Consider the following 21,806-nt stretch of genomic DNA (forward strand, 5'->3'; position numbering starts at 1 on the left):
AAAAGCCCGGCGGAAATGCCGGGCTTTTTTATCAATCCAGCATCTTACGGATCACGTAATGTAAAATGCCGTCATTCTGGTAATAGGTCAGCTCGGTTGCCGTATCAATGCGACACCGGCATTCCAGCACCTCGCTTTTCCCATCCGCGCGCGTTAACTTCACCGGCACCGTTTTGCCAGGCTCCAGGTTTTGCAGGCCGCTAATATCAATCTGCTCTTCTCCGGTCAGGCCCAGCGTTTTACGCGTGACGCCCTGCGGGAATTCAAGCGGCAGGATCCCCATGCCGATCAGGTTTGAGCGGTGAATACGTTCGAACGATTCGGCGATAACCACGCGAACGCCGAGCAGGCGCGGACCTTTTGCCGCCCAGTCACGGCTGGAGCCGGAACCGTACTCTTTCCCGGCGATCACCGCCAGTGGCGTACCTTCCTGTTGATATTTGACGGCCGCATCATAAATCGACACGACTTCCGTCCCTGGCAGATGGCGCGTCATGCCCCCTTCCACGCCCGGCACCATTTCGTTGCGGATGCGGATGTTGGCAAACGTCCCGCGCATCATTACTTCATGGTTACCACGCCGTGAGCCGTAGGAGTTAAAATCACGGCGTTCAACGCCCCGGCTTTGCAGATAACGGCCCGCCGGGCTGTCGGCTTTAATGCTGCCCGCAGGCGAAATATGGTCGGTTGTGACGGAATCTCCCAGCATCGCCAGAATGCGCGCACCGTGGATATCCCGAAGCGGTGCAGGCTCGGCCAGCATTTCATCGAAGAATGGTGAGAGGCGAATATAGGTCGAGTCGTCCTGCCAGTCATAGGTATCTGAACCCACAACGTTGATGGCTTTCCATTCCGGCGTGCCTTCAAACACTTCCGCGTACTCCTTGCGGAACATCTCGGTGGAGACTTTTTCAACCGCCAGCGCGATTTCACGCGCGGACGGCCAGATATCTTTCAGGTAGACCGGGTCATTCTTGCGGTCATGGCCAATAGGATCGGTCGCCAGGTTGATGTTCATGTTCCCGGCCAGCGCGTACGCCACCACCAGCGGTGGCGAGGCCAGCCAGTTGGTTTTCACCAGCGGATGAATACGTCCTTCAAAGTTACGGTTACCGGAAAGGACTGCGCCAACCGTCAGATCGCCCTGCTTGATCGCCGTTTCAATAGGCTCAGGCAGCGGGCCGGAGTTACCGATGCAGGTGGTACAGCCGTAGCCCACGAGGTTAAAGCCCAGCTCGTCAAGATACGGCGTCAGTCTGGCCTGCGCCAGGTAATCCGATACCACCTTAGAGCCAGGTGCCAGCGAGGCTTTAACCCAGGGCTGTGGTTTAAGCCCCAGCTCAACCGCTTTTTTGGCCAGCAGACCGGCCGCCATCAATACACTGGGGTTTGAGGTGTTGGTGCAGGAGGTAATGGCGGCAATGACAACCGCGCCGTCCGGGAGCTGATACTGATGCCCGTTCAGAACATAGTCGATTGGGCGATGGTCCTTCTTCGCCACGTTGACTTCCAGCTCGTTACTGGCGGCAAACGCTTTTGGCACGTCGGTTAACGCCACGCGATCCTGCGGACGTTTTGGTCCAGCGAGGCTCGCCTCCACGCTCCCCATGTCCAGCTCAAGCGAGCTGGTGAAGACCGGTTCATCGCCTGGATTGCGCCACATTCCCTGCGCTTTGGTGTAGGCCTCAACCAGGGCAACCTGCTCTTCGCTGCGTCCGCTCAGACGCATGTACTCCAGCGTGACATCATCAATGGGGAAAAAGCCGCAGGTTGCGCCATATTCCGGCGCCATATTTGCAATTGTTGCGCGATCGGCGAGCGGCAGTGAATCCAGCCCGTCGCCATAGAATTCGACAAACTTGCCTACCACGCCATGCTTACGCAGCATCTGGGTGACGGTTAGCACCAGATCGGTGGCGGTAATGCCTTCAGACAGTTTGCCTGTCAGCTTGAAGCCCACGACATCAGGAATGAGCATGGAAACCGGCTGACCGAGCATGGCGGCTTCCGCTTCGATTCCGCCGACACCCCAGCCCAGCACGCCAAGGCCGTTAATCATGGTGGTGTGGGAGTCGGTGCCCACCAGCGTGTCCGGATAAGCCACCCACTCTTTGTCCTGTAATTCACTCCAGACGGCTTTGCCCAGATACTCAAGATTAACCTGGTGGCAAATACCGGTTCCCGGTGGAACCACGCTAAAGCGGCTGAACGCCTGCTGGCCCCACTTCAGGAAAACATACCGCTCGTGGTTACGTTCCATTTCCAGACGCACGTTTTCACCAAAGGCGTCGTCATCACCAAAGTGGTCAACGGTTACGGAGTGGTCAATCACGAGGTCGACGGGGGAAAGCGGGTTCACTTTAGCCGTATCGCCGCCGAGGCGTTTAACCGCCTCACGCATGGCGGCGAGATCCACCACGGCAGGCACACCGGTAAAGTCCTGCATCAGGACCCTTGCCGGGCGGTAGGCAATTTCTCTGTCGGCATGGGCATTCTTAAGCCATCCCGCCAGCGCCTGAATATCGTCGAGAGTAACGGAATCACCGTCCTGCCAGCGTAAGAGGTTTTCCAGCAAAACTTTCAAGGACTTGGGTAAACGCGAAATGTCCCCAAGTGTTCTGGCAGCCAGCGGCAGGCTATAGTAGTGCCAGGTTTTATTTTCTGCCTGTAACGTGTCCTTACTGGCTTCGCGTAGGGTTAACGACATAAGCTCCTCCTTAATTACAGAGATGTCCTGACAATCATCAGGGCCGTAATTAAAGATAACACAAAGATGTCGTAACGTTTTGATAACAACCCAAATTGATAAATTTAGGAATGGTCCAGAGGGCACTAAAACAAAAAACCTCGCCGCAGCGAGGTTTTATCATTTAGCGGAAGGCCAGCCAGATGAGCTGACTCCAGAACAGAATCGACAGGGTAAAAACGCCGATCCATGACCAGTATTTGTGAGACGTCATGTTATTCATCATAGGGACACCAGGCATTATTTATTAAACATTCCGAGGCAGGTCCTCAGTGCTATATTGCTGATGTGTATTTATTAAAGAGTACAAAAGGGCACAGTCATTATTCAGACTAAATGCATCATTACGCAATAAACTAAATTATTGTTTTTTGGGTTCGTCTTCTGCGAACACATCAATAAAAGCTTGCTGCTGTGGCGTCAGCTTCCAGGATGCAGGCACGACTGTTGCGGGCGCCTTACGTCCTTTGTGAACCGTGTCATGAGGCTGACACATCTTTTTTACCGTTTCGGTGCGTACCGTCACTGCCATATTTAACCCCAAAATTTCCAGGCCAGGAGAGCAACCATCACCCAGAACAGGGCGGAGACGAGAAAGACCGCCAGCCAGGCTTTACGCTTGAGCGCAGGATCCCTTTGCGGTTCTTCACTTCCTGAAGGCATTGCTAACCTCATACAATCGATATCACTTATCATTTAGGACCAAACAATTGGTACAATTAATCATCTGTTGAGATAAATCCTAAAGAAACTTTAGCCGAAAAGCCAGTGAATTTACGCATCAGGAGGTATGAAATATTCAATCTTTTGACCAGAAATAAATAATTGAAAAGAAAAATTTGCGTAGCGGTTAATTAGTTTCTATTTTTGTCGCTAATTCACGACATTAAAACCACAACAACCAAAGGGATAATGACAATATATGGCAGGGGAAGTGCAGATGATGATAATTCTAATTTAGCTTTAAGCGGATATTTCGGTATCTTTCCCTGTGGGAAAGATACCGGGAGTGATTATTTTGCGGGGAGTTTGATATCTTTAAACATCTCTTCAATATCTTCATTTGAGCGTAATGCCACGGCGGTATCAACCACGTCACGCGTTAAATGCGGGGCAAAGCGCTGAATAAAATCATACATATAGCTACGCAGGAAGGTGCTGCGACGGAAGCCAATTTTTGTCGTGCTATGGCTGAAAATATCATGCGCATCAAGACGCACCAGGTCAGGGTCGGACACCGGGTCAACCGCCATGCTGGCAATCACCCCTACTCCCAGCCCAAGCCGCACATAGGTTTTAATGACGTCGGCATCGGTAGCGGTAAAGACAATGCGCGGCGTTAAACCTGCCCGGTTAAAGGCAGTATCAAGCTCGGAGCGCCCGGTAAAGCCAAATGTATAAGTGACTAAAGGATATTGCGCCAGCTCTTCGATCGTCACCGACCCTTTACCCGCCAGCGGGTGATCGGGTGTGACAACGATGGAGCGGTTCCAGTGATAGCACGGGAGCATGACCAGATCGTCGTACAGGTGGAGCGCTTCCGTCGCGATGGCGAAATCAGCATTGCCCTTCGACACCGCCTCAGCAATTTGCGTCGGTGAGCCCTGATGCATATGTAAAGAGACGCGCGGGTAACGCTCAATAAAGCCTTTAATAACGCCAGGCAGTGCATAGCGCGCCTGGGTATGAGTGGTAGCAATATAGAGCGAGCCCTTATCAGGCCAGGTGTGCTCACCTGCCACAGACTTAATCGCATCCACTTTGGAGAGGACTTCTCGCGCAATGCGGATGATCTCCTGCCCCGCGGGCGTCACCTGCGTAAGATGCTTACCGCTGCGGGCGAAAATCTGAATACCTAATTCGTCCTCCAGCATGCGAACCTGCTTGCTGATGCCCGGCTGAGAGGTATATAGCCCCTCGGCGGTGGAAGAGACATTAAGGTTGTGATTCACCACCTCAACGATATAACGAAGCTGCTGTAATTTCATGCCAGACCATCCGATTTAGCGCACGCGGTCAATCGCTTAAGACGATTTGATAATAAGAAAAGGGTTAACTATAACCACTATATCATTTATAGCCTGACTGTATAGTACGGAACAAAAAATAATAATAAGGTAATAAAAAAGGGCCGGATGTCCGGCCCTTTCACAGGTAAGTTACGGTAAGGGAAGATTATTTCTTGCCTTCAACCCATTTCCCGTCAACAAAGAAGGCTGACCATCCGGTCGCTTTGCCCTCTTTCTCTGCCGCTACGTACTGCTGCTTCGTTTTACGGCTAAAACGGACCACCGTCTTATTGCCTTCTGGATCCTGCTGTGGCGCATCGGCCAGATAACGCAGCTTCTCAGGCAGACGATCGCGGAAGCGATGCAGTTCTTCCACCAGCGGGGCGCGCGTTTCACGTGATTTCGGGAAGGTGTTGGCGGCCAGGAAGACACCTGCGGCACCATCACGCAGCACAAAGTACGCGTCGGATTTTTCACACGGCAGTTCTGGCAGCGGAACCGGATCTTCCTTCGGCGGAGCCACTTCACCGTTACGCAGAATTTTGCGCGTGTTTTTGCACTCGTCGTTGGTGCAAGCCATGTACTTACCGAAACGCCCCATTTTCAGGTGCATTTCAGAGCCACATTTCTCGCACTCCACAATCGGGCCGTCATAGCCTTTAATGCGGAACTCACCCTCTTCGATCTCATACCCGTCACACGTTGGGTTGTTACCACAGACGTGCAGCTTACGTTTAGGATCGATCAGGTAGCTGTCCATTGCCGTGCCACATTTTTTGCAGCGGCGTTTCGCGCGCAGGGCGTTAGTTTCCGCATCGTCACCTTCCAGCACGTTGAGAACTTCGTTCTCCGGCACCAGATTGATGGTGGTTTTGCAGCGCTCTTTTGGTGGCAGCGCGTAGCCAGAGCAGCCAAGGAACACGCCCGTGGTTGCGGTACGGATACCCATCTTGCGGCCACAGGTCGGGCAGTCGATGCTGGTCAGAACCATCTGGTTAGGCAGCATGCCACCCTCTTCAGGATCTTTCTCGGCTTTCTCAAGCTGATCGGTAAAGTCGCTGAAGAAGCTGTCGAGAACTTTCTTCCACTCCGCTTTATGGCTGGCAACCTCGTCGAGGCTGTCTTCCATCTGCGCGGTGAAGTCGTAGTTCATCAACTCGCGGAAGTTGGCTTCCAGACGGTCGGTGACGATTTCACCCATTTTTTCCGCATAGAAACGACGGTTCTCAACACGCACGTAGCCGCGATCCTGAATCGTCGAGATGATTGACGCGTAGGTCGACGGGCGACCAATACCGCGTTTTTCCAGCTCTTTAACCAGGGATGCTTCACTAAAACGCGCAGGCGGCTTGGTAAAGTGCTGGGCAGGCACGAGGTCAACCAGAGAGAGCTCATCACCTTTATTCACCGCGGGCAGCGTACGGTCTTCATCACCTTTACGCAGCGCTGGCATCACTTTTGTCCAGCCGTCGAAGCGCAGGATACGACCGCGTGCCTTGAGACGGAAATCGCCCGCGCCGACGGTGAGCGTAGTGGAATCATATTTCGCTGGCGTCATCTGACACGCAACGAACTGACGCCAGATGAGCTGATACAGCTTCTGGGCATCGGCTTCCATATCCTTCAGCGACTCGGCTAATACAGAGACATCAGAAGGACGAATCGCTTCGTGCGCTTCCTGAGAATTCTCTTTGCTGGCGAACTGGTTAGCGGTTTCCGGCAGATATTTTTTACCGAAATTGTCGCTGATGTATCCGCGCACCATGTTCACAGCGTCCTGGCTCAGGTTGGTGGAGTCAGTACGCATATAGGTGATGTAACCCGCTTCATACAAGCGCTGCGCCATCATCATGGTTTTCTTCACGCCATACCCCAGACGGGTGCTCGCCGCCTGTTGCAGCGTGGAGGTGATGAACGGCGCGCCAGGCTTGCTGCTGGTCGGTTTATCTTCACGATCCAGCACCTGATAGCGCGCTTTTTCCAGCAGCGCCACGGCGGCCATGGTCTGGTCGCGGTTTTCAGGGCGGAAAGGCTTGTCGTTGTGGTGGCTTACCTGCAGCGGCAGCGCGTCGCCACCCGGCGTGGTGACATTGGCATCGACTTCCCAGAACTCTTCCGGCACGAAGGCTTTAATTTCGCGTTCACGCTCAACGACAAGACGCACGGCCACAGACTGCACGCGTCCTGCAGACAGACCACGTGCAACCTTTTTCCACAGCAGTGGAGAAACCATGTAGCCCACAACGCGGTCCATAAAGCGACGCGCCTGCTGGGCGTTGACACGGTCGATATTCAGTTCGCCCGGCTTCTCAAACGCCTGACGAATCGCATTCTTCGTAATTTCGTTAAACACTACGCGGCTGTAGCGTTTGTCATCACCCCCGATCACTTCCCGCAGGTGCCAGGCAATGGCTTCCCCTTCGCGATCAAGGTCGGTTGCGAGATAGATGTGGTCTGCTTTTTCAGCAAGCTGCTTCAGCTCGTTAACGACTTTTTCTTTCCCGGGCAGCACTTCATATTGTGCGTCCCAGTTGTGCCATGGGTTCACACCCATGCGGTTGACAAGCGCGCTACGTTCATCCTTTTTAGGCTTTTTAGCCCCTTTGGTGGAGGTAGAGTCTGCGCTCTTTTTGCTGGCTGAGCCACTGGTCGGCAAATCGCGGATGTGACCCACGCTGGACTTAACCACGTAGTCATTACCCAGATACTTATTGATCGTTTTGGCTTTTGCCGGGGACTCAACGATGACGAGAGCTTTACCCATATTCACCTTTACCTAATTTAATTCTTCCAGGAATACGCCGCACGTTGATTTCCCTTCCGCTGACGACGTGCCACTGATATTGCGACTGCGTCAGGGGATATCAACCCCTATGTCTTACCGAACGTCAGAATGGCGACATCCAGGTCATTGAGTTATCGGGCATTTTTCTCATATCACAGTTCATTCGTGACGAATTCCCGGTTGAATGTCAAGCAATTCTGTTGCCAGAATGACGAAAGCGCACACTGTACCTGATAAAATTCGTTACGCAACTTTATTAGCATGCAAAAGCAAATCACGCCAACCTGCCCCCTGTCCCTTATCCCCTCACATTACAGGGAAAATTTGCCCCCAAAGCGCCTGCGGCGTAGACTATTGTCACTGTTTAAGGAGTGGATTATGCAGAATACGACCCAACCCATTGACCGTGCCTCTCTGCTTATCGAGGCGAACAAGCTCATTCGTGACCATGAAGATACGCTGGCGGGCATTGAAGCCACCGGTGTTGAACAGCGTAATGGCGTGCTGGTGTTCAGCGGTGAATACTTCCTTGACGAGCAGGGGTTACCTACCCCGAAAAGCACCGCCGTGTTTAACATGTTTAAATACCTGGCACATGCGCTTTCAGAGAAATATCACCTGGTCGATTAATGCAAAACGCGAGGCATATGCCTCGCGTTTTTGTTTACAGCAGCGGTTTTTGTCCACGCTGTAGCCAGCGAAGCAGCAGGCGGTCCGCGCTTTCCGCCGCACTGTTGGTAAAGCGGTCCATCAGCCGTTTGCGCTGTGTAAAGCGCACGCCTACCAGTTCCCGGCCTTCCATCAGGTTGAGCAGCAGATCGTCGCTGGTACCCACTTCATCCACCAGCCCTTTTTCCTGCGCCTGGATGCCGTACCAGTGCTCACCGGTCGCCACCTGCTCAATATCCAGCGTTGGACGCATGCGGTGTACGAAGTCTTTAAACAGATGGTGAGTTTCATTTAGATCTTCACGGAATTTTTGGCGCCCCTCTTCCGTGTTTTCCCCCAGCAGCGTCAGGGTGCGTTTGTACTGACCCGCCGTGTGAAGTTCGATATCAATCTCTTTATTTTTCAGGAAGCGGTTAAAGTTAGGGATCTGTGCGACCACGCCAATGGAACCAATGATGGAAAACGGCGCCGCAACGATTTTGTCCGCCACGCAGGCCATCATATAGCCGCCGCTCGCCGCGACTTTATCTACCGCCACGGTAAGCGGGATCTGCTTCTCGCGCAGGCGCTGCAACTGTGAGGCGGCCAGCCCATAACCGTGCACCACCCCGCCCGGGCTCTCAAGACGCACCACCACCTGATCCTGCGGTGTTGCCACCGCCAGAACGGCGGTCACCTCTTCGCGCAGCGAGGCGACTTCGTGTGCATCCATACTGCCTTTAAAATCGATCACATAGACGCGGGGTTTTGCGTCAGCCTGAGGCGTCGCGAGCTTTGCTTTCGCCTTCGCGGCTTTGGCTTCCTGCTTGTGTTTTTTCTTCTGGGCTTTCAGCCACAGCTTCTGCTGATGGCTATCAAGCAGCGAGAGGGACATCTCTTCCTGCATCTCTTTATACTGCTCGCTCAGGCGGGTAATGCGTAACTCCCCACGCTGACGCTTGCGCTGCGTCAGGTTGACAATCAGAACGGCAACCACGGCAATGGCAATCACCACCGTCGCGATTTTGGCCAAAAACAACCCATATTGAGAAAGTAATTCCACGCGTTCCACCTTGATTTAACCACGAATCTTTTACGGCAGTGTACAACAGCCCCTGCCTTTGCGTCTCGCCCGTGACATTACCTCTGCGAGCCGCCTTCAGGAATCCCCACGCTGCGGTTTAAATATTTGCAAATTGTTAATTTTACAGTAACACGTCCTGTAGACTGATTGAATTCTCATGCTAATTCGGGCATAAAGCCGAAAAGTCATTATGAAGGCGTCATTGAGACAGCGTGCGCCTGAGGAGTCACCGTGCATTATCAACCGCAAAAAAACCTGCTGCAGAACCGAATCATTCTTGTCACTGGTGCCAGCGATGGCATTGGTCGCGAAGCAGCCCTGACGTATGCTGATTATGGCGCAAGCGTTATTCTGATTGGGCGCAACGAAGAAAAGCTGAAAGGTGTTGCTCAGGAGATCGAAGCCGCAGGCGGTGCGCCAGTCCGCTGGTACACGCTTGATTTGCTGAGCTGCACGCCCGCGGTGTGCCAGGAATTAGCCCAGCGCATCAGCACCCACTATCCGAGACTCGACGGCGTGCTGCATAACGCCGGTTTGTTAGGCGAAGTGCGCCCGATGGATGAACAGGATCCTGATATCTGGCAGCAGGTGATGCAGGTTAACGTCAACGGCACATTTTTCCTCACGCAGGCATTGCTTCCTTTATTACTCAAATCCGAGTCAGGTTCTCTGGTCTTTACCTCTTCCAGCGTGGGCCGAGAGGGACGCGCAAACTGGGGAGCGTATGCTGTCTCAAAATTTGCAACAGAAGGCATGATGCAGGTGCTGGCGGAGGAGTATCAAAGCCGCCATCTGCGCGTAAACTGCATTAACCCGGGCGGCACCCGCACCAAAATGCGCGCCAGTGCGTTCCCGACGGAAGATCCGCAGAAGCTGAAAACCCCGGCTGATATCATGCCGCTCTACCTCTGGCTGATGGGCGACGACAGCCGCCGCAAAACCGGAATGACCTTTGATGCCCAACCGGGCCGCAAACCGGGGATTTCGCAATGAGTGAAAATCGCCATCAGCAGCGCCAGCAGCGTCTGAAAGAACAGGTCGATGCGCGCGTCGCGGCAGCTCAGGACGAACGAGGGATTGTCATTGTTTTTACTGGAAACGGTAAAGGGAAAACCACTGCCGCGTTTGGTACCGCCACCCGCGCAGTCGGCCACGGGCAAAAAGTCGGCGTTATTCAGTTTATCAAAGGCGAGTGGCCCAACGGCGAGCGAAACTTACTTGAGCCTCACGGCGTTGAGTTTCAGGTGATGGCGACCGGGTTTACCTGGGATACCCAGAACCGTGAAACCGATACCGCAGCCTGTCTCGCCGTCTGGGAGCATGCAAAGCGAATGCTGGCCGATCCCTCGCTGAATATGGTTCTGCTGGATGAGATCACCTACATGGTCGCCTACGACTATCTGCCGCTGGACGCCGTGCTGGACGCTCTGAACAACCGCCCTGCGCATCAGACGGTGATTATCACGGGCCGCGGGTGTCATCGGGATATTCTGGAAATGGCAGATACCGTCAGCGAGCTGCGACCGGTCAAACATGCGTTTGATGCAGGAATCAAAGCGCAAATAGGTATTGATTACTAAAGAAAAAGCCCGGTGTATTCACCGGGCTTTTCGATTAACCGTTGTTATTCCGGCTGCCAGAGCGGCGATTGCTGCTGACCTGGCTGTGACGCTTCACCGCACGGCGGATCTGATTCGCCTTCATGCGGCGACGATCTTTTTCAACCGCCACTTTAGAGGTGGTTTCTGGCGTCAGGCCAACCAGCTCGCGCAGGTAGTTAGTCTGGGTAAGATCCAGTTCGGTATAACCACCGCGTGGCAGACCTTTTGGCAGCAGAATGTCGCCATAGCGAACGCGGATCAGGCGGCTCACCTGCACACCAACCGCTTCCCACAGACGACGCACCTCGCGGTTACGGCCTTCGGTCAGGGTCACGTTGTACCACTGGTTAATCCCTTCACCACCGGTAAATTTGATGGTTTTGAACGCCGCAGGACCGTCTTCGAGCTGCACGCCACGCGACAGGTCGCGTAGTTTATTTTCGTCAACCTGGCCGAAGACGCGAACGGCGTATTCACGCTCAACTTCACGGCTTGGGTGCATCAGCCGGTTTGCCAGTTCACCATCGGTGGTAAACAGCAGCAGACCACAGGTGTTTACATCCAGACGACCGACGGCTATCCAGCGAGCACCACGCAGTTTAGGCAGACGGTCAAACACCGTCGGACGACCTTCCGGGTCGTTGCGGGTACACAGCTCACCCTCCGGCTTGTAGTAAGCCAGCACGCGGCAGATCTGTTCAGCGGACTCTTTCACGGAGATAAGATGACCGTCGATGCGGATCTTCAGCCCCGGTACGATTTCTACGCGGTCACCCAGCGTGGCGATTTTACCGTCCACACTCACGCGGCCCGCTTCAATAATGGCTTCGATTTCACGGCGTGAGCCGTGGCCGGCGCGCGCCAGCACTTTCTGTAACTTCTCGCTCATTGAGCTTCCTCAGGTGTCGCCTTCACAGGCGTCGAATCAGGTCAAAAACAGGGCCAAGCCCTGCTTTGATGGCCGCGTAGTATATCTGCTTACACCCTTACAAGAAAGGCTTAACATCACCTACGCCTTCACGAATCACTTCAGGCGCGTCTTCGGTCAGATCTACTACGGTAGTCGGCTGCTGCCCGAGATAACCGCCGTGAATAATCAGCTCCACCACCTTCTCAAGACGATCTTTGATCTCTTCCGGATCGGATTCGGTAAACTCACTTCCCGGCAGCATCAGCGAGGTAGAAAGCATCGGTTCACCGAGGGTCTCCAGCAGCGCCTGGGCAATTGGGTTCGACGGCACGCGCATCCCGATGGTTTTACGCTTTTCCTGCAACAGACGGCGCGGCACCTCTTTCGTCCCTTTCAGGATGAAGGTGTAGTTGCCCGGCGTGTTGTTCTTAATCAGGCGAAACGCCACGTTATCAACATACGCATAGGTCGACAGCTCAGAGAGATCGCGGCACATCAGGGTAAAGTTATGGCCGTCCGGCAGCTGGCGGATGCGACATATGCGCTCCATCGCCCCTTTATCTTCAATTTTACAGCCCAGCGCGTAGCCAGAATCGGTCGGGTAGACAATCACGCCGCCTTTGCGGACGATCTCCACGGCCTGGTTAATCAGACGTGGCTGTGGGTTATCCGGATGGATATAGAAAAACTGACTCATACTTCCCTCTCTTCAATTTGCTGCGGCTGTTCCCAGAGCTGCCAGACCGGCTCAACGCCAGCGGGCAGCCAGAGCTTGCGCCCCAGTTCGATCCACGCGCAGGGCTGATGGAAATCAGAACCCTGGGACCCAAGCAAGCCAAACTGGCGGGCGTACGTTGCGAGCTGCGCGCGCTCGTTGGGCGCCTGCTGACACTGGGCGACTTCCATCGCCTCGCCACCGCATTCGGCAAAGTGCGCCAGCAGCCTTTTCAGCCATTTAGCAGAAAGATTATACCGCCCCGGATGGGCCAGCACGGCCTTACCGCCAGAATGATGAATCACATCAATAGCTTGTTTTATTGTACACCACTGTGGCGGAACGTATCCGGTTTTCCCGCGCGCCAGATACTTTTTAAAGACATCCGCCATGGTCGTCGCTTTGCCCGCTTCAACCAGAAAACGGGCGAAATGACCGCGGGTAACCGCCCCGCCGTTCGCCAGCTTTTGCGCCCCTTCCAGCGCGCCCGGAATATGCGCCTTCTCCAGGCGTTCGCCGATCATCTCCGCGCGCTGGTTGCGGCGCGTTTTTTGTTCTTGCAAAAAGGCAAGAAGTGCCGGATGTTCTATATCGATGTTCAGGCCAACGATATGAATCTCATGGTTTTCCCAGACGGTTGAGATCTCGACGCCGGACACCAGATTCAGCGCCAGCCCGCGACGGGCAATCTCGGCGCGCGCTGCCGGAATGGCATCGGTGGTATCGTGATCGGTTATCGCCAGCGTGCCGACACGCATTTCAACCGCGCGATGAACCAGGGCTTCGGGCGTCAGCAGGCCATCAGAGGCCTGAGTATGGCTGTGTAAATCATAAATAATCGCGTAGGTGGTATCGCTCAAAGCACTTCCCATACAGGTTGGAGACATCCGAAACCTCTATGATACCGACTTAAGGTGAAATTCTGAAATCAAGGGTTGACAACTCGCCATCGAACTAGTTAACTAGTACGCAAGTTCACACGAGAAAGGTATCTGAAAATGACAGCACAATTCACTCTGCACGGCTGGTGGCGCACTTCCTGATCTTCGGGCAGTGTCACGCGTCTGCGAAATGCAAACAGATACCCGCCCGCTACCCAGCGGGCTTTTTTTTGAACAAAATATGAGAACAACAACATGCAAACAGCCAAACCTCATCTCGAACTGCTGACCTGCGAGGCGGCCTATCGCCACAACCCGACCGCGCTGTTTCATCAGGTGTGCGGGGCTCGTCCGGCAACGCTGCTGCTGGAGTCTGCCGATATCGACAGCAAGGACGATCTCAAGAGTCTGCTGCTGGTCGACAGTGCGCTGCGCATTACCGCTTTAGGTGACACCGTCACTATCAAGGCATTGTCAGAGAATGGCGCATCGCTGCTGCCGCTGCTGGATACCGCCCTGCCGTCAGGCATTGAAAACGAGCGTCACCCGGACATGCGTATTCTGCATTTCCCGCCGGTGAGCCAGTTGCTCGACGAAGATGCGCGCCTCTGCTCCCTGTCCGTTTTCGATGCCTTCCGTCTGCTGCAGAACCTGGTCACCGTGCCGGAAGATGAGCGCGAAGCGATGTTCTTCGGCGGGCTGTTTGCTTACGACCTGGTCGCCGGTTTTGAAGAGTTGCCGGAAACCGAGCAGGGCAACCGCTGCCCGGACTACTGCTTCTATCTGGCCGAAACCCTGCTGGTGATCGACCATCAGAAACAATACACACGCATTCAGGCTAGCTTGTTCTCTCCATCGACCGCTGAGAAAAATCGTCTTGAGCACCGCATCGCTCAGCTGCAGCAACAGATGACGGAAGAGCCGTCAGCGCTGCCGGTGCAGCGGGTGGAAAAAATGACCTGCGACGTTAACCAGACCGACGATCAGTACGGTGCCGTAGTTCGCCAGATGCAAAAAGCCATTCGCGCCGGGGAGATTTTCCAGGTGGTGCCTTCCCGTCGTTTCTCGCTGCCCTGCCCGTCCCCGCTGGCGGCTTACGACGTGCTGAAGAAGAGCAACCCGAGCCCGTATATGTTCTTTATGCAGGACAATGAATTCACGCTGTTCGGCGCCTCGCCGGAAAGCTCGCTGAAGTACGACGCCACCAGCCGCCAGATTGAGATCTACCCGATTGCAGGCACCCGTCCGCGCGGCCGTCGCGCCGATGGCTCGCTGGACCGCGATCTGGACAGCCGCATCGAACTGGAAATGCGTACCGACCACAAGGAGCTCTCCGAGCACCTGATGCTGGTCGACCTGGCGCGTAACGACCTGGCGCGCATTTGCACCCCGGGCAGTCGCTACGTGGCGGATCTGACCAAAGTCGACCGCTATTCCTTCGTGATGCACCTGGTCTCCCGCGTGGTCGGTGAACTGCGCCACGATCTCGATGTGCTGCACGCCTACCGCGCCTGCATGAACATGGGCACCCTGAGCGGTGCGCCAAAAGTACGCGCCATGCAGCTGATTGCCGAAGCAGAAGGCCGTCGTCGCGGCAGCTACGGCGGTGCGGTGGGTTATTTCACGGCACACGGCGACCTGGATACCTGCATCGTGATCCGCTCCGCCTATGTCGAAGACGGTATTGCTACCGTACAGGCGGGTGCCGGGATTGTCCTTGATTCTGTTCCGCAGTCTGAAGCTGACGAAACGCGCAGTAAAGCCCGCGCGGTACTTCGCGCCATTGCGACCGCACACCATGCACAGGAGATTTTCTGATGGCTGATATTCTGCTGCTCGATAATATCGACTCTTTTACCTATAACCTGGCAGATCAGCTGCGTGCGAATGGCCACAACGTCGTTATCTACCGCAACCACGTACCGGCACAGACCCTGATTGAGCGTCTGGCGACAATGCAGAATCCAGTGCTGATGCTCTCCCCGGGGCCGGGCGCGCCGAGCGAAGCGGGCTGTATGCCGGAACTGCTGACCCGTATGCGCGGCAAACTGCCGATTATTGGTATCTGCCTCGGTCACCAGGCGATCGTGGAAGCCTATGGCGGCTACGTCGGCCAGGCGGGTGAAATTCTCCACGGTAAAGCCTCCAGCATTGAACATGACGGCCAGGCAATGTTTGCCGGGTTGCCAAATCCGCTCCCGGTCGCGCGCTATCATTCGCTGGTCGGCAGCAACATTCCTGCCGGGCTGACCATCAACGCTTCGTTTGAAGGGATGGTGATGGCAGTACGCCACGATGCGGATCGCGTCTGCGGGATGCAGTTCCACCCGGAATCTATTCTCACCTCCCACGGCGCGCGTCTTCTGGAGCAAACACTCGACTGGGCGTTACAGAAGCTGGAGCAGACCAACACCCTGCAGCCGATTCTGGAAAAACTATACCAGGCGCAGACCCTGAGCCAGCAGGAGAGTCACCAGCTCTTCTCCGCCGTGGTTCGCGGCGAGCTGAAGCCTGAGCAGCTGGCCGCTGCACTGGTCAGCATGAAGGTGCGCGGCGAAAGCCCGCAGGAGATCGCCGGTGCGGCCACGGCCCTGCTGGAAAATGCCGCCCCGTTCCCGCGCCCTGACTATCAGTTTGCCGATATCGTGGGGACCGGCGGTGACGGCAGCAACAGTATCAATATTTCTACCGCCAGCGCATTTGTCGCCGCGGCGTGTGGCCTGAAAGTGGCAAAACACGGTAACCGCAGCGTCTCCAGCCGTTCAGGCTCGTCCGATCTGCTGGCCGCGTTTGGCATCAATCTGGAGATGAATGCCGAACGTTCGCGTGAAGCGCTGGACGATCTGGGCGTTTGCTTCCTGTTTGCGCCCAAGTATCACACCGGTTTCCGCCACGCGATGCCGGTTCGCCAGCAGCTTAAAACCCGCACGCTGTTTAACGTGCTCGGCCCGCTGATCAACCCGGCGCACCCCCCGCTGGCGCTGATTGGCGTTTACAGCCCTGATCTGGTGCTGCCGATTGCCGAGACGCTGCGCGTGCTGGGTTACAAGCGTGCCGCGGTGGTGCACAGCGGTGGTATGGATGAAGTTTCGCTGCATGCGCCGACGCTGGTGGCTGAACTGAACAACGGTGAAGTGCTCAGCTATCAGCTTGAAGCGTCTGATTTCGGCTTAACGCCGTACCATCAGGAAGCGCTGGCGGGCGGTACGCCGGAAGAAAACCGTGACATTCTGACGCGCTTACTACAAGGTAAAGGTGAGGCCGCACATGAGGCCGCCGTGGCTGCCAACGTCGCCATGCTGATGCGTTTGCACGGTGAGGAAGACCTGAAGGCCAATGCTCAAAAAGTTCTGGATGTACTGCGCTCCGGTGCAGCTTACGATCGCGTTACCGCACTTGCGGCAAGAGGGTAAAGAATGCAGACCGTTTTAGCGAAAATCGTTGCCGATAAGGCCATCTGGGTGGAAGCACGCAAAGCAGAGCAGCCGCTTGCCAGTTTCCAGAATGAAGTTGTCCCAAGCAGCCGTCGTTTCTATGACGCCCTGCAGGGTGCGCGCACCGCGTTTATTCTGGAGTGCAAAAAGGCCTCTCCCTCAAAAGGTGTTATTCGTGACGATTTTGACCCGGCGCGTATCGCCGGTATTTATAAGCATCATGCGTCGGCCATCTCCGTGCTGACGGATGAGAAATATTTCCAGGGCAGCTTCGATTTTCTGCCGATCGTCAGCGGCATCGCGCCGCAGCCGATCCTGTGCAAAGACTTTATCATCGACCCGTATCAGATCTGGCTGGCGCGCTTTTACCAGGCCGATGCCTGCCTGCTGATGCTCTCGGTACTGGACGACGAACAGTATCGCCAGCTTGCTGCCGTGGCGCACAGCCTGAACATGGGCGTGCTGACCGAAGTGAGTAACGAAGAAGAGCTCGAGCGCGCCATCGCGCTGGAAGCCAAAGTGGTCGGCATCAACAACCGCGATCTCCGCGACCTGTCGATTGATCTGAACCGCACGCGCCAGCTGGCGCCGCATCTGGGTGCGGGCGTCACGGTGATCAGCGAGTCCGGCATTAACAGCTACGCCCAGGTGCGCGAGCTGAGCCACTTCGCCAACGGGTTTCTGATTGGCTCCGCCATGATGGAACATGACGATCTCAACGCCGCCGTGCGCCGCGTGCTGCTGGGGGAAAATAAAGTCTGCGGCTTAACCCGCGAACAGGATGCCCTTGCCGCTTATGAGGCGGGCGCCATTTACGGCGGGCTGATTTTCGTGGATTCATCCCCTCGCGCGGTCAGCGAAGAGCAGGCGCGTACGGTGATAGCGGCAGCCCCGCTCAGCTATGTCGGCGTATTCCGTAATGCGGATATTGCAGACGTTGCAGCAAAAGCCGACGCGCTATCCCTGACCGCGGTGCAGCTCCACGGTAGTGAAGATCAGGCTTATATCGATGCCCTTCGTACCGTTCTCGCGCCTCAGATTCAGATCTGGAAAGCGCAGAGCGTTGGTGACACCTTGCCCGCGCGCAATCTGAATCATGTTGATAAATACGTGCTCGACAACGGCCAGGGCGGCACCGGCCAGCGCTTTGACTGGTCGCTGCTGAGCGGTGAAAAACTGGACAACGTCCTGCTGGCGGGCGGTTTAAGCCCGGACAACTGCGTCGAAGCCGCGAAAACCGGCTGCGCAGGCCTCGATTTCAATTCAGGCGTAGAGTCAGAGCCGGGTATTAAAGATGCCAGCAAACTGGCCTCGGTGTTTAAAACTCTGCGTGCCTATTAAGGAAGAGAAGATGACGACATTACTTAACCCGTATTTTGGTGAGTTCGGCGGGATGTACGTCCCGCAAATCCTGATGCCCGCGCTGCGCCAGCTGGAAGAAGCCTTCGTGAGCGCGCAGAAAGATCCGGCATTTCAGGCGGAATTTACCGACCTGCTGAAAAATTACGCGGGCCGTCCAACGGCGCTGACCAAATGCCGCAACCTGACCGAAGGCACAAAAACCACGCTGTATCTGAAGCGTGAAGACCTGCTGCACGGCGGCGCGCATAAAACTAACCAGGTGCTGGGCCAGGCGCTGCTCGCAAAACGCATGGGCAAAACCGAGATCATCGCCGAAACTGGCGCAGGTCAGCATGGTGTGGCCTCTGCGCTCGCCAGCGCCCTGCTCGGCCTGAAGTGCCGCATCTATATGGGTGCGAAAGACGTTGAGCGGCAGTCGCCGAACGTGTTCCGTATGCGCCTGATGGGGGCAGAAGTGATCCCGGTCCACAGCGGTTCCGCCACGCTGAAAGACGCCTGTAACGAAGCGCTGCGCGACTGGTCCGGTAGCTACGACACCGCGCACTATATGCTCGGCACCGCGGCGGGCCCACACCCGTTCCCGACTATCGTACGCGAATTCCAGCGCATGATCGGTGAAGAGACCAAAGCGCAAATCCTTGAGAAAGAGGGTCGCCTGCCGGATGCGGTTATCGCCTGCGTCGGCGGTGGATCTAACGCCATCGGCATGTTTGCCGATTTCATCGAGGACACCTCCGTGGGTCTGATTGGTGTCGAGCCTGCCGGTCACGGGATTGAATCTGGTGAGCACGGCGCGCCGCTGAAGCATGGTCGCGTGGGGATCTACTTCGGTATGAAATCCCCGATGATGCAGACCGATGAGGGCCAGATTGAAGAGTCTTACTCAATTTCTGCTGGCCTCGACTTCCCGTCCGTCGGGCCACAGCATGCGTTCCTGAACAGTACCGGACGCGCAGACTATGTCTCTATTACCGATGACGAAGCGCTGGAAGCCTTTAAAACGCTGTGTCGCAGTGAAGGGATCATCCCGGCGCTGGAGTCTTCCCACGCCCTGGCGCACGCGCTGAAAATGATGAAAGAGAACCCGGAAAAAGAGCAACTGCTGGTGGTTAACCTTTCCGGTCGCGGTGATAAAGATATCTTCACCGTTCACGATATTCTGAAAGCACGAGGGGAAATCTGATGGAACGCTACGATAATGCATTTGCTGAACTGAAATCCCGCCAGGAAGGCGCGTTCGTTCCCTTCGTCACCCTGGGCGACCCCGGCCCTGAGCAGTCTCTGAAGATTATCGACACCCTGATTGAAGCCGGTGCCGACGCGCTGGAGCTCGGTATTCCGTTCTCTGACCCGCTGGCGGACGGCCCAACCATTCAGAATGCCACCCTGCGCGCGTTTGCGGCAGGCGTTACGCCGACCCAGTGTTTTGAAATGCTGGCGGCGATCCGCCAGAAGCACCCGACCATTCCGATCGGCCTGCTGATGTACGCGAACCTGGTTTTCAGCCGCGGTATTGATGAATTTTATGCCGAATGCGCAAGAGTCGGTGTCGACTCGGTGCTGGTGGCTGACGTGCCGGTTGAAGAGTCTGCACCGTTCCGCCAGGCGGCAATGCGTCACAACGTAGCGCCAATTTTCATCTGCCCGCCAAATGCCGATGATGAACTGCTGCGTCAGATAGCCTCCTACGGGCGCGGGTATACCTACTTGCTCTCCCGCGCAGGCGTGACCGGTGCCGAGAATAAAGCTGCACTGCCGCTGCATCATCTGGTGGAGAAGCTGGCCGAGTACCATGCAGCACCTCCGTTGCAGGGTTTTGGTATTTCATCCCCGGATCAGGTCACTGCGGCGATTGACGCGAAGGCAGCGGGTGCCATCTCCGGTTCTGCGATTGTGAAGATCATCGAAAAGAACGTGGACAAGCCCGAGCAGATGCTGAGTGAGCTGAAAGCGTTCGTGACGGCGATGAAAGCCGCAACGCGTAAAGCCTAACCCCTCCACCGTCTGGCATCCTGGCCAGACGGTTCCCCTTCCTGCCCTTCGAGCAACAAAGGGTTATGGCAAAATTGATCCCGTCGATATTTTCGGTGTGAATGGCTTTTCAAACTTTCGCGTAAGCGTATGATCTGGATTCTTTTTAGCATTAATCCTTCTGAGTTCAGAGGTTTTTCATGTCATGGCATACCTTCAAACAGACTTACCTGGTTAAGTTCTGGTCACCTGTTCCGGCCGTCATCGCGGCAGGCATTCTTTCAACTTATTATTTCGGGATTACCGGCACCTTCTGGGCCGTGACCGGCGAGTTCACCCGCTGGGGTGGGCAACTGCTGCTGCTCGCAGGCGTACATGCCGAGGAATGGGGATACTTTAAAATCATTCACCTGGACGGAACCCCGCTGACCCGCATCGACGGGATGATGATCATCGGGATGTTCGGCGGCTGTTTCGCAGCAGCGCTGTGGGCAAACAACGTAAAATTACGTATGCCAAAAAGCCGTATACGCATCATGCAGGCGGTGGTCGGCGGTATAATTGCCGGGTTTGGTGCGCGCCTGGCGATGGGCTGTAACCTGGCCGCGTTCTTTACGGGCATTCCTCAGTTCTCTCTTCATGCCTGGTTCTTTGCCGTAGCCACCGCGATTGGCTCTTACTTCGGGGCGAAATTCACGCTGCTGCCGCTGTTCCGCATTCCGGTGAAAATGACTAAAGTCAGCGCCGCGTCTCCGTTAACCCAGAAACCCGATCAGGCGCGTCGCCGCTTCCGCCTCGGTATGCTGGTCTTTTTTGCTATGGTCGCATGGGCCATTTGCACGGCGTTGAATCAGCCAAAACTCGGCCTGGCGATGCTTTTCGGCGTTGGCTTTGGCCTGCTGATAGAACGCGCGCAGATCTGCTTTACCTCCGCGTTTCGCGATATGTGGATCACCGGGCGGACGATGATGGCGAAGGCGATTATTGCCGGTATGGCGGTGAGCGCTATTGGCATCTTCAGCTATGTCCAGCTCGGTGTTGAGCCGAAGATCATGTGGGCTGGCCCGAACGCTGTGATTGGCGGTTTGCTGTTTGGCTTCGGTATCGTACTGGCGGGCGGCTGTGAAACCGGCTGGATGTATCGCGCGGTTGAGGGACAGGTGCATTACTGGTGGGTCGGGCTTGGAAATGTCATTGGCTCCACACTCCTCGCATACTACTGGGACGACGTGTCCCCTGTGCTCGCCACGAACTGGGACAAGGTCAACCTGCTGAGCACTTTCGGTCCTCTCGGCGGCCTGCTGGTGACTTATGCCCTGCTGCTGGTCGCTTTTTTACTGGTTGTCGCACAGGAGAAACGCTTCTTCCGCCGCGCCGCCGTCAAAACTGAAACGCAGGAGAACGCTGCATGAAAGAGATCGTTCCCGATTATCGTCTGGATATGGTCGGTGAACCCTGCCCGTATCCGGCGGTTGCCACGCTTGAGGCGCTGCCGCAGCTGAAAAAAGGTGAAATTCTGGAGGTGGTGAGCGATTGTCCTCAATCCATCAACAACATTCCGCTGGACGCAAAAAACCATGGCTACACGGTGCTGGATATTCAGCAGGACGGGCCAACCATTCGCTATTTGATTCAGAAGTAATAAACGATATGCGCCCCC

General features: G+C 55.6%; 21 protein-coding genes and 1 other annotated feature. Of the genes, 11 read left to right on the plus strand and 10 right to left on the minus strand.

What is annotated here, in order from left to right; translation table 11 throughout:
* Nucleotides 1-31: 31 nt before the first annotated feature.
* The 6 genes from acnA to topA all read right to left on the minus strand — a co-directional run bounded on the left by acnA (nt 32) and on the right by topA (nt 7,519).
* Nucleotides 32-2,707, minus strand: a complete 2,676-nt coding sequence (acnA, locus tag MX657_RS12670; protein WP_217478757.1) for an aconitate hydratase AcnA — start codon at nt 2,705-2,707, stop codon at nt 32-34.
* 163 nt (nt 2,708-2,870) lie between these two features.
* Nucleotides 2,871-2,969 carry a small membrane protein YmiC gene (ymiC, locus tag MX657_RS12675; RefSeq protein WP_244288137.1) on the minus strand — a complete coding sequence of 33 codons (99 nt, stop codon included), beginning with the start codon at nt 2,967-2,969 and terminating at the stop codon, nt 2,871-2,873.
* Nucleotides 2,970-3,107: 138 nt separating this feature from the next.
* Complete coding sequence (locus MX657_RS12680) at nt 3,108-3,278, minus strand: hypothetical protein (protein ID WP_165853338.1); 171 nt, start codon at nt 3,276-3,278, stop codon at nt 3,108-3,110.
* A 2-nt stretch (nt 3,279-3,280) separates the two neighbouring features.
* Nucleotides 3,281-3,421, minus strand: coding sequence for a YmiA family putative membrane protein (locus MX657_RS12685; protein WP_217478758.1), 141 nt, complete (start codon nt 3,419-3,421; stop codon nt 3,281-3,283).
* A 338-nt stretch (nt 3,422-3,759) separates the two neighbouring features.
* A complete protein-coding gene (gene cysB, locus MX657_RS12690) occupies nt 3,760-4,734 on the minus strand; it encodes an HTH-type transcriptional regulator CysB (protein ID WP_006175683.1) in 975 nt (324 codons plus the stop codon).
* Nucleotides 4,735-4,921: 187 nt separating this feature from the next.
* A complete protein-coding gene (gene topA, locus MX657_RS12695) occupies nt 4,922-7,519 on the minus strand; it encodes a type I DNA topoisomerase (protein WP_080329313.1) in 2,598 nt (865 codons plus the stop codon).
* Nucleotides 7,520-7,918: 399 nt separating this feature from the next.
* On the opposite strand from topA, the gene MX657_RS12700 reads away from it, so the two are divergent.
* Complete coding sequence (locus MX657_RS12700; protein ID WP_080329314.1) at nt 7,919-8,170, plus strand: YciN family protein; 252 nt, start codon at nt 7,919-7,921, stop codon at nt 8,168-8,170.
* 34 nt (nt 8,171-8,204) lie between these two features.
* Here the strand turns inward: MX657_RS12700 and sohB are convergent, their stop codons facing one another.
* Complete coding sequence (sohB, locus tag MX657_RS12705) at nt 8,205-9,251, minus strand: protease SohB (RefSeq protein ID WP_080329315.1); 1,047 nt, start codon at nt 9,249-9,251, stop codon at nt 8,205-8,207.
* Nucleotides 9,252-9,503: 252 nt separating this feature from the next.
* On the opposite strand from sohB, the gene MX657_RS12710 reads away from it, so the two are divergent.
* Nucleotides 9,504-10,265 carry a YciK family oxidoreductase gene (locus tag MX657_RS12710; RefSeq protein ID WP_346805923.1) on the plus strand — a complete coding sequence of 254 codons (762 nt, stop codon included), beginning with the start codon at nt 9,504-9,506 and terminating at the stop codon, nt 10,263-10,265.
* Entirely contained in the window at nt 10,262-10,852 is a 591-nt protein-coding gene (cobO, locus tag MX657_RS12715; RefSeq protein WP_252001736.1) for a cob(I)yrinic acid a,c-diamide adenosyltransferase, read from the plus strand. The genes MX657_RS12710 and cobO overlap by 4 nt, the downstream gene beginning before the upstream one ends.
* Nucleotides 10,853-10,886: 34 nt before the next feature.
* Here the strand turns inward: cobO and rluB are convergent, their stop codons facing one another.
* From rluB to rnm, 3 genes are all read right to left on the minus strand, one after another.
* Nucleotides 10,887-11,762 (minus strand): 23S rRNA pseudouridine(2605) synthase RluB, encoded by an 876-nt coding sequence (gene rluB / locus MX657_RS12720; RefSeq protein WP_008502809.1) that lies wholly within the window; start codon nt 11,760-11,762, stop codon nt 10,887-10,889.
* 97 nt (nt 11,763-11,859) lie between these two features.
* The gene (locus MX657_RS12725; protein WP_003856793.1) at nt 11,860-12,480 is read right to left on the minus strand and encodes an L-threonylcarbamoyladenylate synthase; all 621 of its coding nucleotides are present in this window, start codon (nt 12,478-12,480) and stop codon (nt 11,860-11,862) included.
* Nucleotides 12,477-13,358 carry an RNase RNM gene (rnm, locus tag MX657_RS12730; protein WP_346805924.1) on the minus strand — a complete coding sequence of 294 codons (882 nt, stop codon included), beginning with the start codon at nt 13,356-13,358 and terminating at the stop codon, nt 12,477-12,479. Before rnm ends, MX657_RS12725 begins: the two co-directional genes overlap by 4 nt.
* Before the next feature lie 138 nt (nt 13,359-13,496).
* Here rnm and trpL point away from each other — a divergent pair, with 138 nt between their 5' ends.
* The 8 genes from trpL to yedF all read left to right on the plus strand — a co-directional run bounded on the left by trpL (nt 13,497) and on the right by yedF (nt 21,788).
* Entirely contained in the window at nt 13,497-13,541 is a 45-nt protein-coding gene (gene trpL / locus MX657_RS23705) for a trp operon leader peptide (RefSeq protein WP_148419835.1), read from the plus strand.
* Nucleotides 13,518-13,611 (plus strand) — a sequence feature (Trp leader region). Its footprint overlaps the gene before it by 24 nt.
* A 23-nt stretch (nt 13,612-13,634) precedes the next feature.
* Nucleotides 13,635-15,197, plus strand: coding sequence for an anthranilate synthase component 1 (locus tag MX657_RS12735; RefSeq protein WP_346805925.1), 1,563 nt, complete (start codon nt 13,635-13,637; stop codon nt 15,195-15,197).
* A complete protein-coding gene (trpD, locus tag MX657_RS12740; protein WP_346805926.1) occupies nt 15,197-16,792 on the plus strand; it encodes a bifunctional anthranilate synthase glutamate amidotransferase component TrpG/anthranilate phosphoribosyltransferase TrpD in 1,596 nt (531 codons plus the stop codon). The genes MX657_RS12735 and trpD overlap by 1 nt, the downstream gene beginning before the upstream one ends.
* Nucleotides 16,793-16,795: 3 nt before the next feature.
* The gene (trpCF, locus tag MX657_RS12745) at nt 16,796-18,154 is read left to right on the plus strand and encodes a bifunctional indole-3-glycerol-phosphate synthase TrpC/phosphoribosylanthranilate isomerase TrpF (protein WP_346805927.1); all 1,359 of its coding nucleotides are present in this window, start codon (nt 16,796-16,798) and stop codon (nt 18,152-18,154) included.
* Between the two features lie 10 nt (nt 18,155-18,164).
* The gene (gene trpB / locus MX657_RS12750; protein ID WP_333016732.1) at nt 18,165-19,358 is read left to right on the plus strand and encodes a tryptophan synthase subunit beta; all 1,194 of its coding nucleotides are present in this window, start codon (nt 18,165-18,167) and stop codon (nt 19,356-19,358) included.
* Entirely contained in the window at nt 19,358-20,167 is an 810-nt protein-coding gene (gene trpA / locus MX657_RS12755) for a tryptophan synthase subunit alpha (RefSeq protein ID WP_346805928.1), read from the plus strand. Before trpB ends, trpA begins: the two co-directional genes overlap by 1 nt.
* 179 nt (nt 20,168-20,346) lie before the next feature.
* Nucleotides 20,347-21,558 carry a selenium metabolism membrane protein YedE/FdhT gene (gene yedE, locus MX657_RS12760; RefSeq protein WP_346805929.1) on the plus strand — a complete coding sequence of 404 codons (1,212 nt, stop codon included), beginning with the start codon at nt 20,347-20,349 and terminating at the stop codon, nt 21,556-21,558.
* The gene (gene yedF / locus MX657_RS12765) at nt 21,555-21,788 is read left to right on the plus strand and encodes a sulfurtransferase-like selenium metabolism protein YedF (protein ID WP_003856774.1); all 234 of its coding nucleotides are present in this window, start codon (nt 21,555-21,557) and stop codon (nt 21,786-21,788) included. The genes yedE and yedF overlap by 4 nt, the downstream gene beginning before the upstream one ends.
* Nucleotides 21,789-21,806: the final 18 nt, after the last annotated feature.

The organism is Enterobacter chuandaensis (assembly GCF_039718975.1).
Lineage (GTDB): Bacteria > Pseudomonadota > Gammaproteobacteria > Enterobacterales > Enterobacteriaceae > Enterobacter > Enterobacter chuandaensis.

Excerpts from the sequence above, each read along its gene's own strand:
- acnA (WP_217478757.1), bottom strand. The coding sequence starts at position 2,707 with ATGTCGTTAACCCTACGCGAAGCCAGTAAGGACACGTTACAGGCAGAA.
- ymiC (WP_244288137.1), bottom strand. The coding sequence starts at position 2,969 with ATGAATAACATGACGTCTCACAAATACTGGTCATGGATCGGCGTTTTT.
- MX657_RS12680 (WP_165853338.1), bottom strand. The coding sequence starts at position 3,278 with ATGGCAGTGACGGTACGCACCGAAACGGTAAAAAAGATGTGTCAGCCT.
- MX657_RS12685 (WP_217478758.1), bottom strand. The coding sequence starts at position 3,421 with ATGAGGTTAGCAATGCCTTCAGGAAGTGAAGAACCGCAAAGGGATCCT.
- cysB (WP_006175683.1), bottom strand. The coding sequence starts at position 4,734 with ATGAAATTACAGCAGCTTCGTTATATCGTTGAGGTGGTGAATCACAAC.
- topA (WP_080329313.1), bottom strand. The coding sequence starts at position 7,519 with ATGGGTAAAGCTCTCGTCATCGTTGAGTCCCCGGCAAAAGCCAAAACG.
- MX657_RS12700 (WP_080329314.1), top strand. The coding sequence starts at position 7,919 with ATGCAGAATACGACCCAACCCATTGACCGTGCCTCTCTGCTTATCGAG.
- cobO (WP_252001736.1), top strand. The coding sequence starts at position 10,262 with ATGAGTGAAAATCGCCATCAGCAGCGCCAGCAGCGTCTGAAAGAACAG.
- rluB (WP_008502809.1), bottom strand. The coding sequence starts at position 11,762 with ATGAGCGAGAAGTTACAGAAAGTGCTGGCGCGCGCCGGCCACGGCTCA.
- MX657_RS12725 (WP_003856793.1), bottom strand. The coding sequence starts at position 12,480 with ATGAGTCAGTTTTTCTATATCCATCCGGATAACCCACAGCCACGTCTG.
- MX657_RS12735 (WP_346805925.1), top strand. The coding sequence starts at position 13,635 with ATGCAAACAGCCAAACCTCATCTCGAACTGCTGACCTGCGAGGCGGCC.
- trpD (WP_346805926.1), top strand. The coding sequence starts at position 15,197 with ATGGCTGATATTCTGCTGCTCGATAATATCGACTCTTTTACCTATAAC.
- trpCF (WP_346805927.1), top strand. The coding sequence starts at position 16,796 with ATGCAGACCGTTTTAGCGAAAATCGTTGCCGATAAGGCCATCTGGGTG.
- trpB (WP_333016732.1), top strand. The coding sequence starts at position 18,165 with ATGACGACATTACTTAACCCGTATTTTGGTGAGTTCGGCGGGATGTAC.
- trpA (WP_346805928.1), top strand. The coding sequence starts at position 19,358 with ATGGAACGCTACGATAATGCATTTGCTGAACTGAAATCCCGCCAGGAA.
- yedE (WP_346805929.1), top strand. The coding sequence starts at position 20,347 with ATGTCATGGCATACCTTCAAACAGACTTACCTGGTTAAGTTCTGGTCA.
- yedF (WP_003856774.1), top strand. The coding sequence starts at position 21,555 with ATGAAAGAGATCGTTCCCGATTATCGTCTGGATATGGTCGGTGAACCC.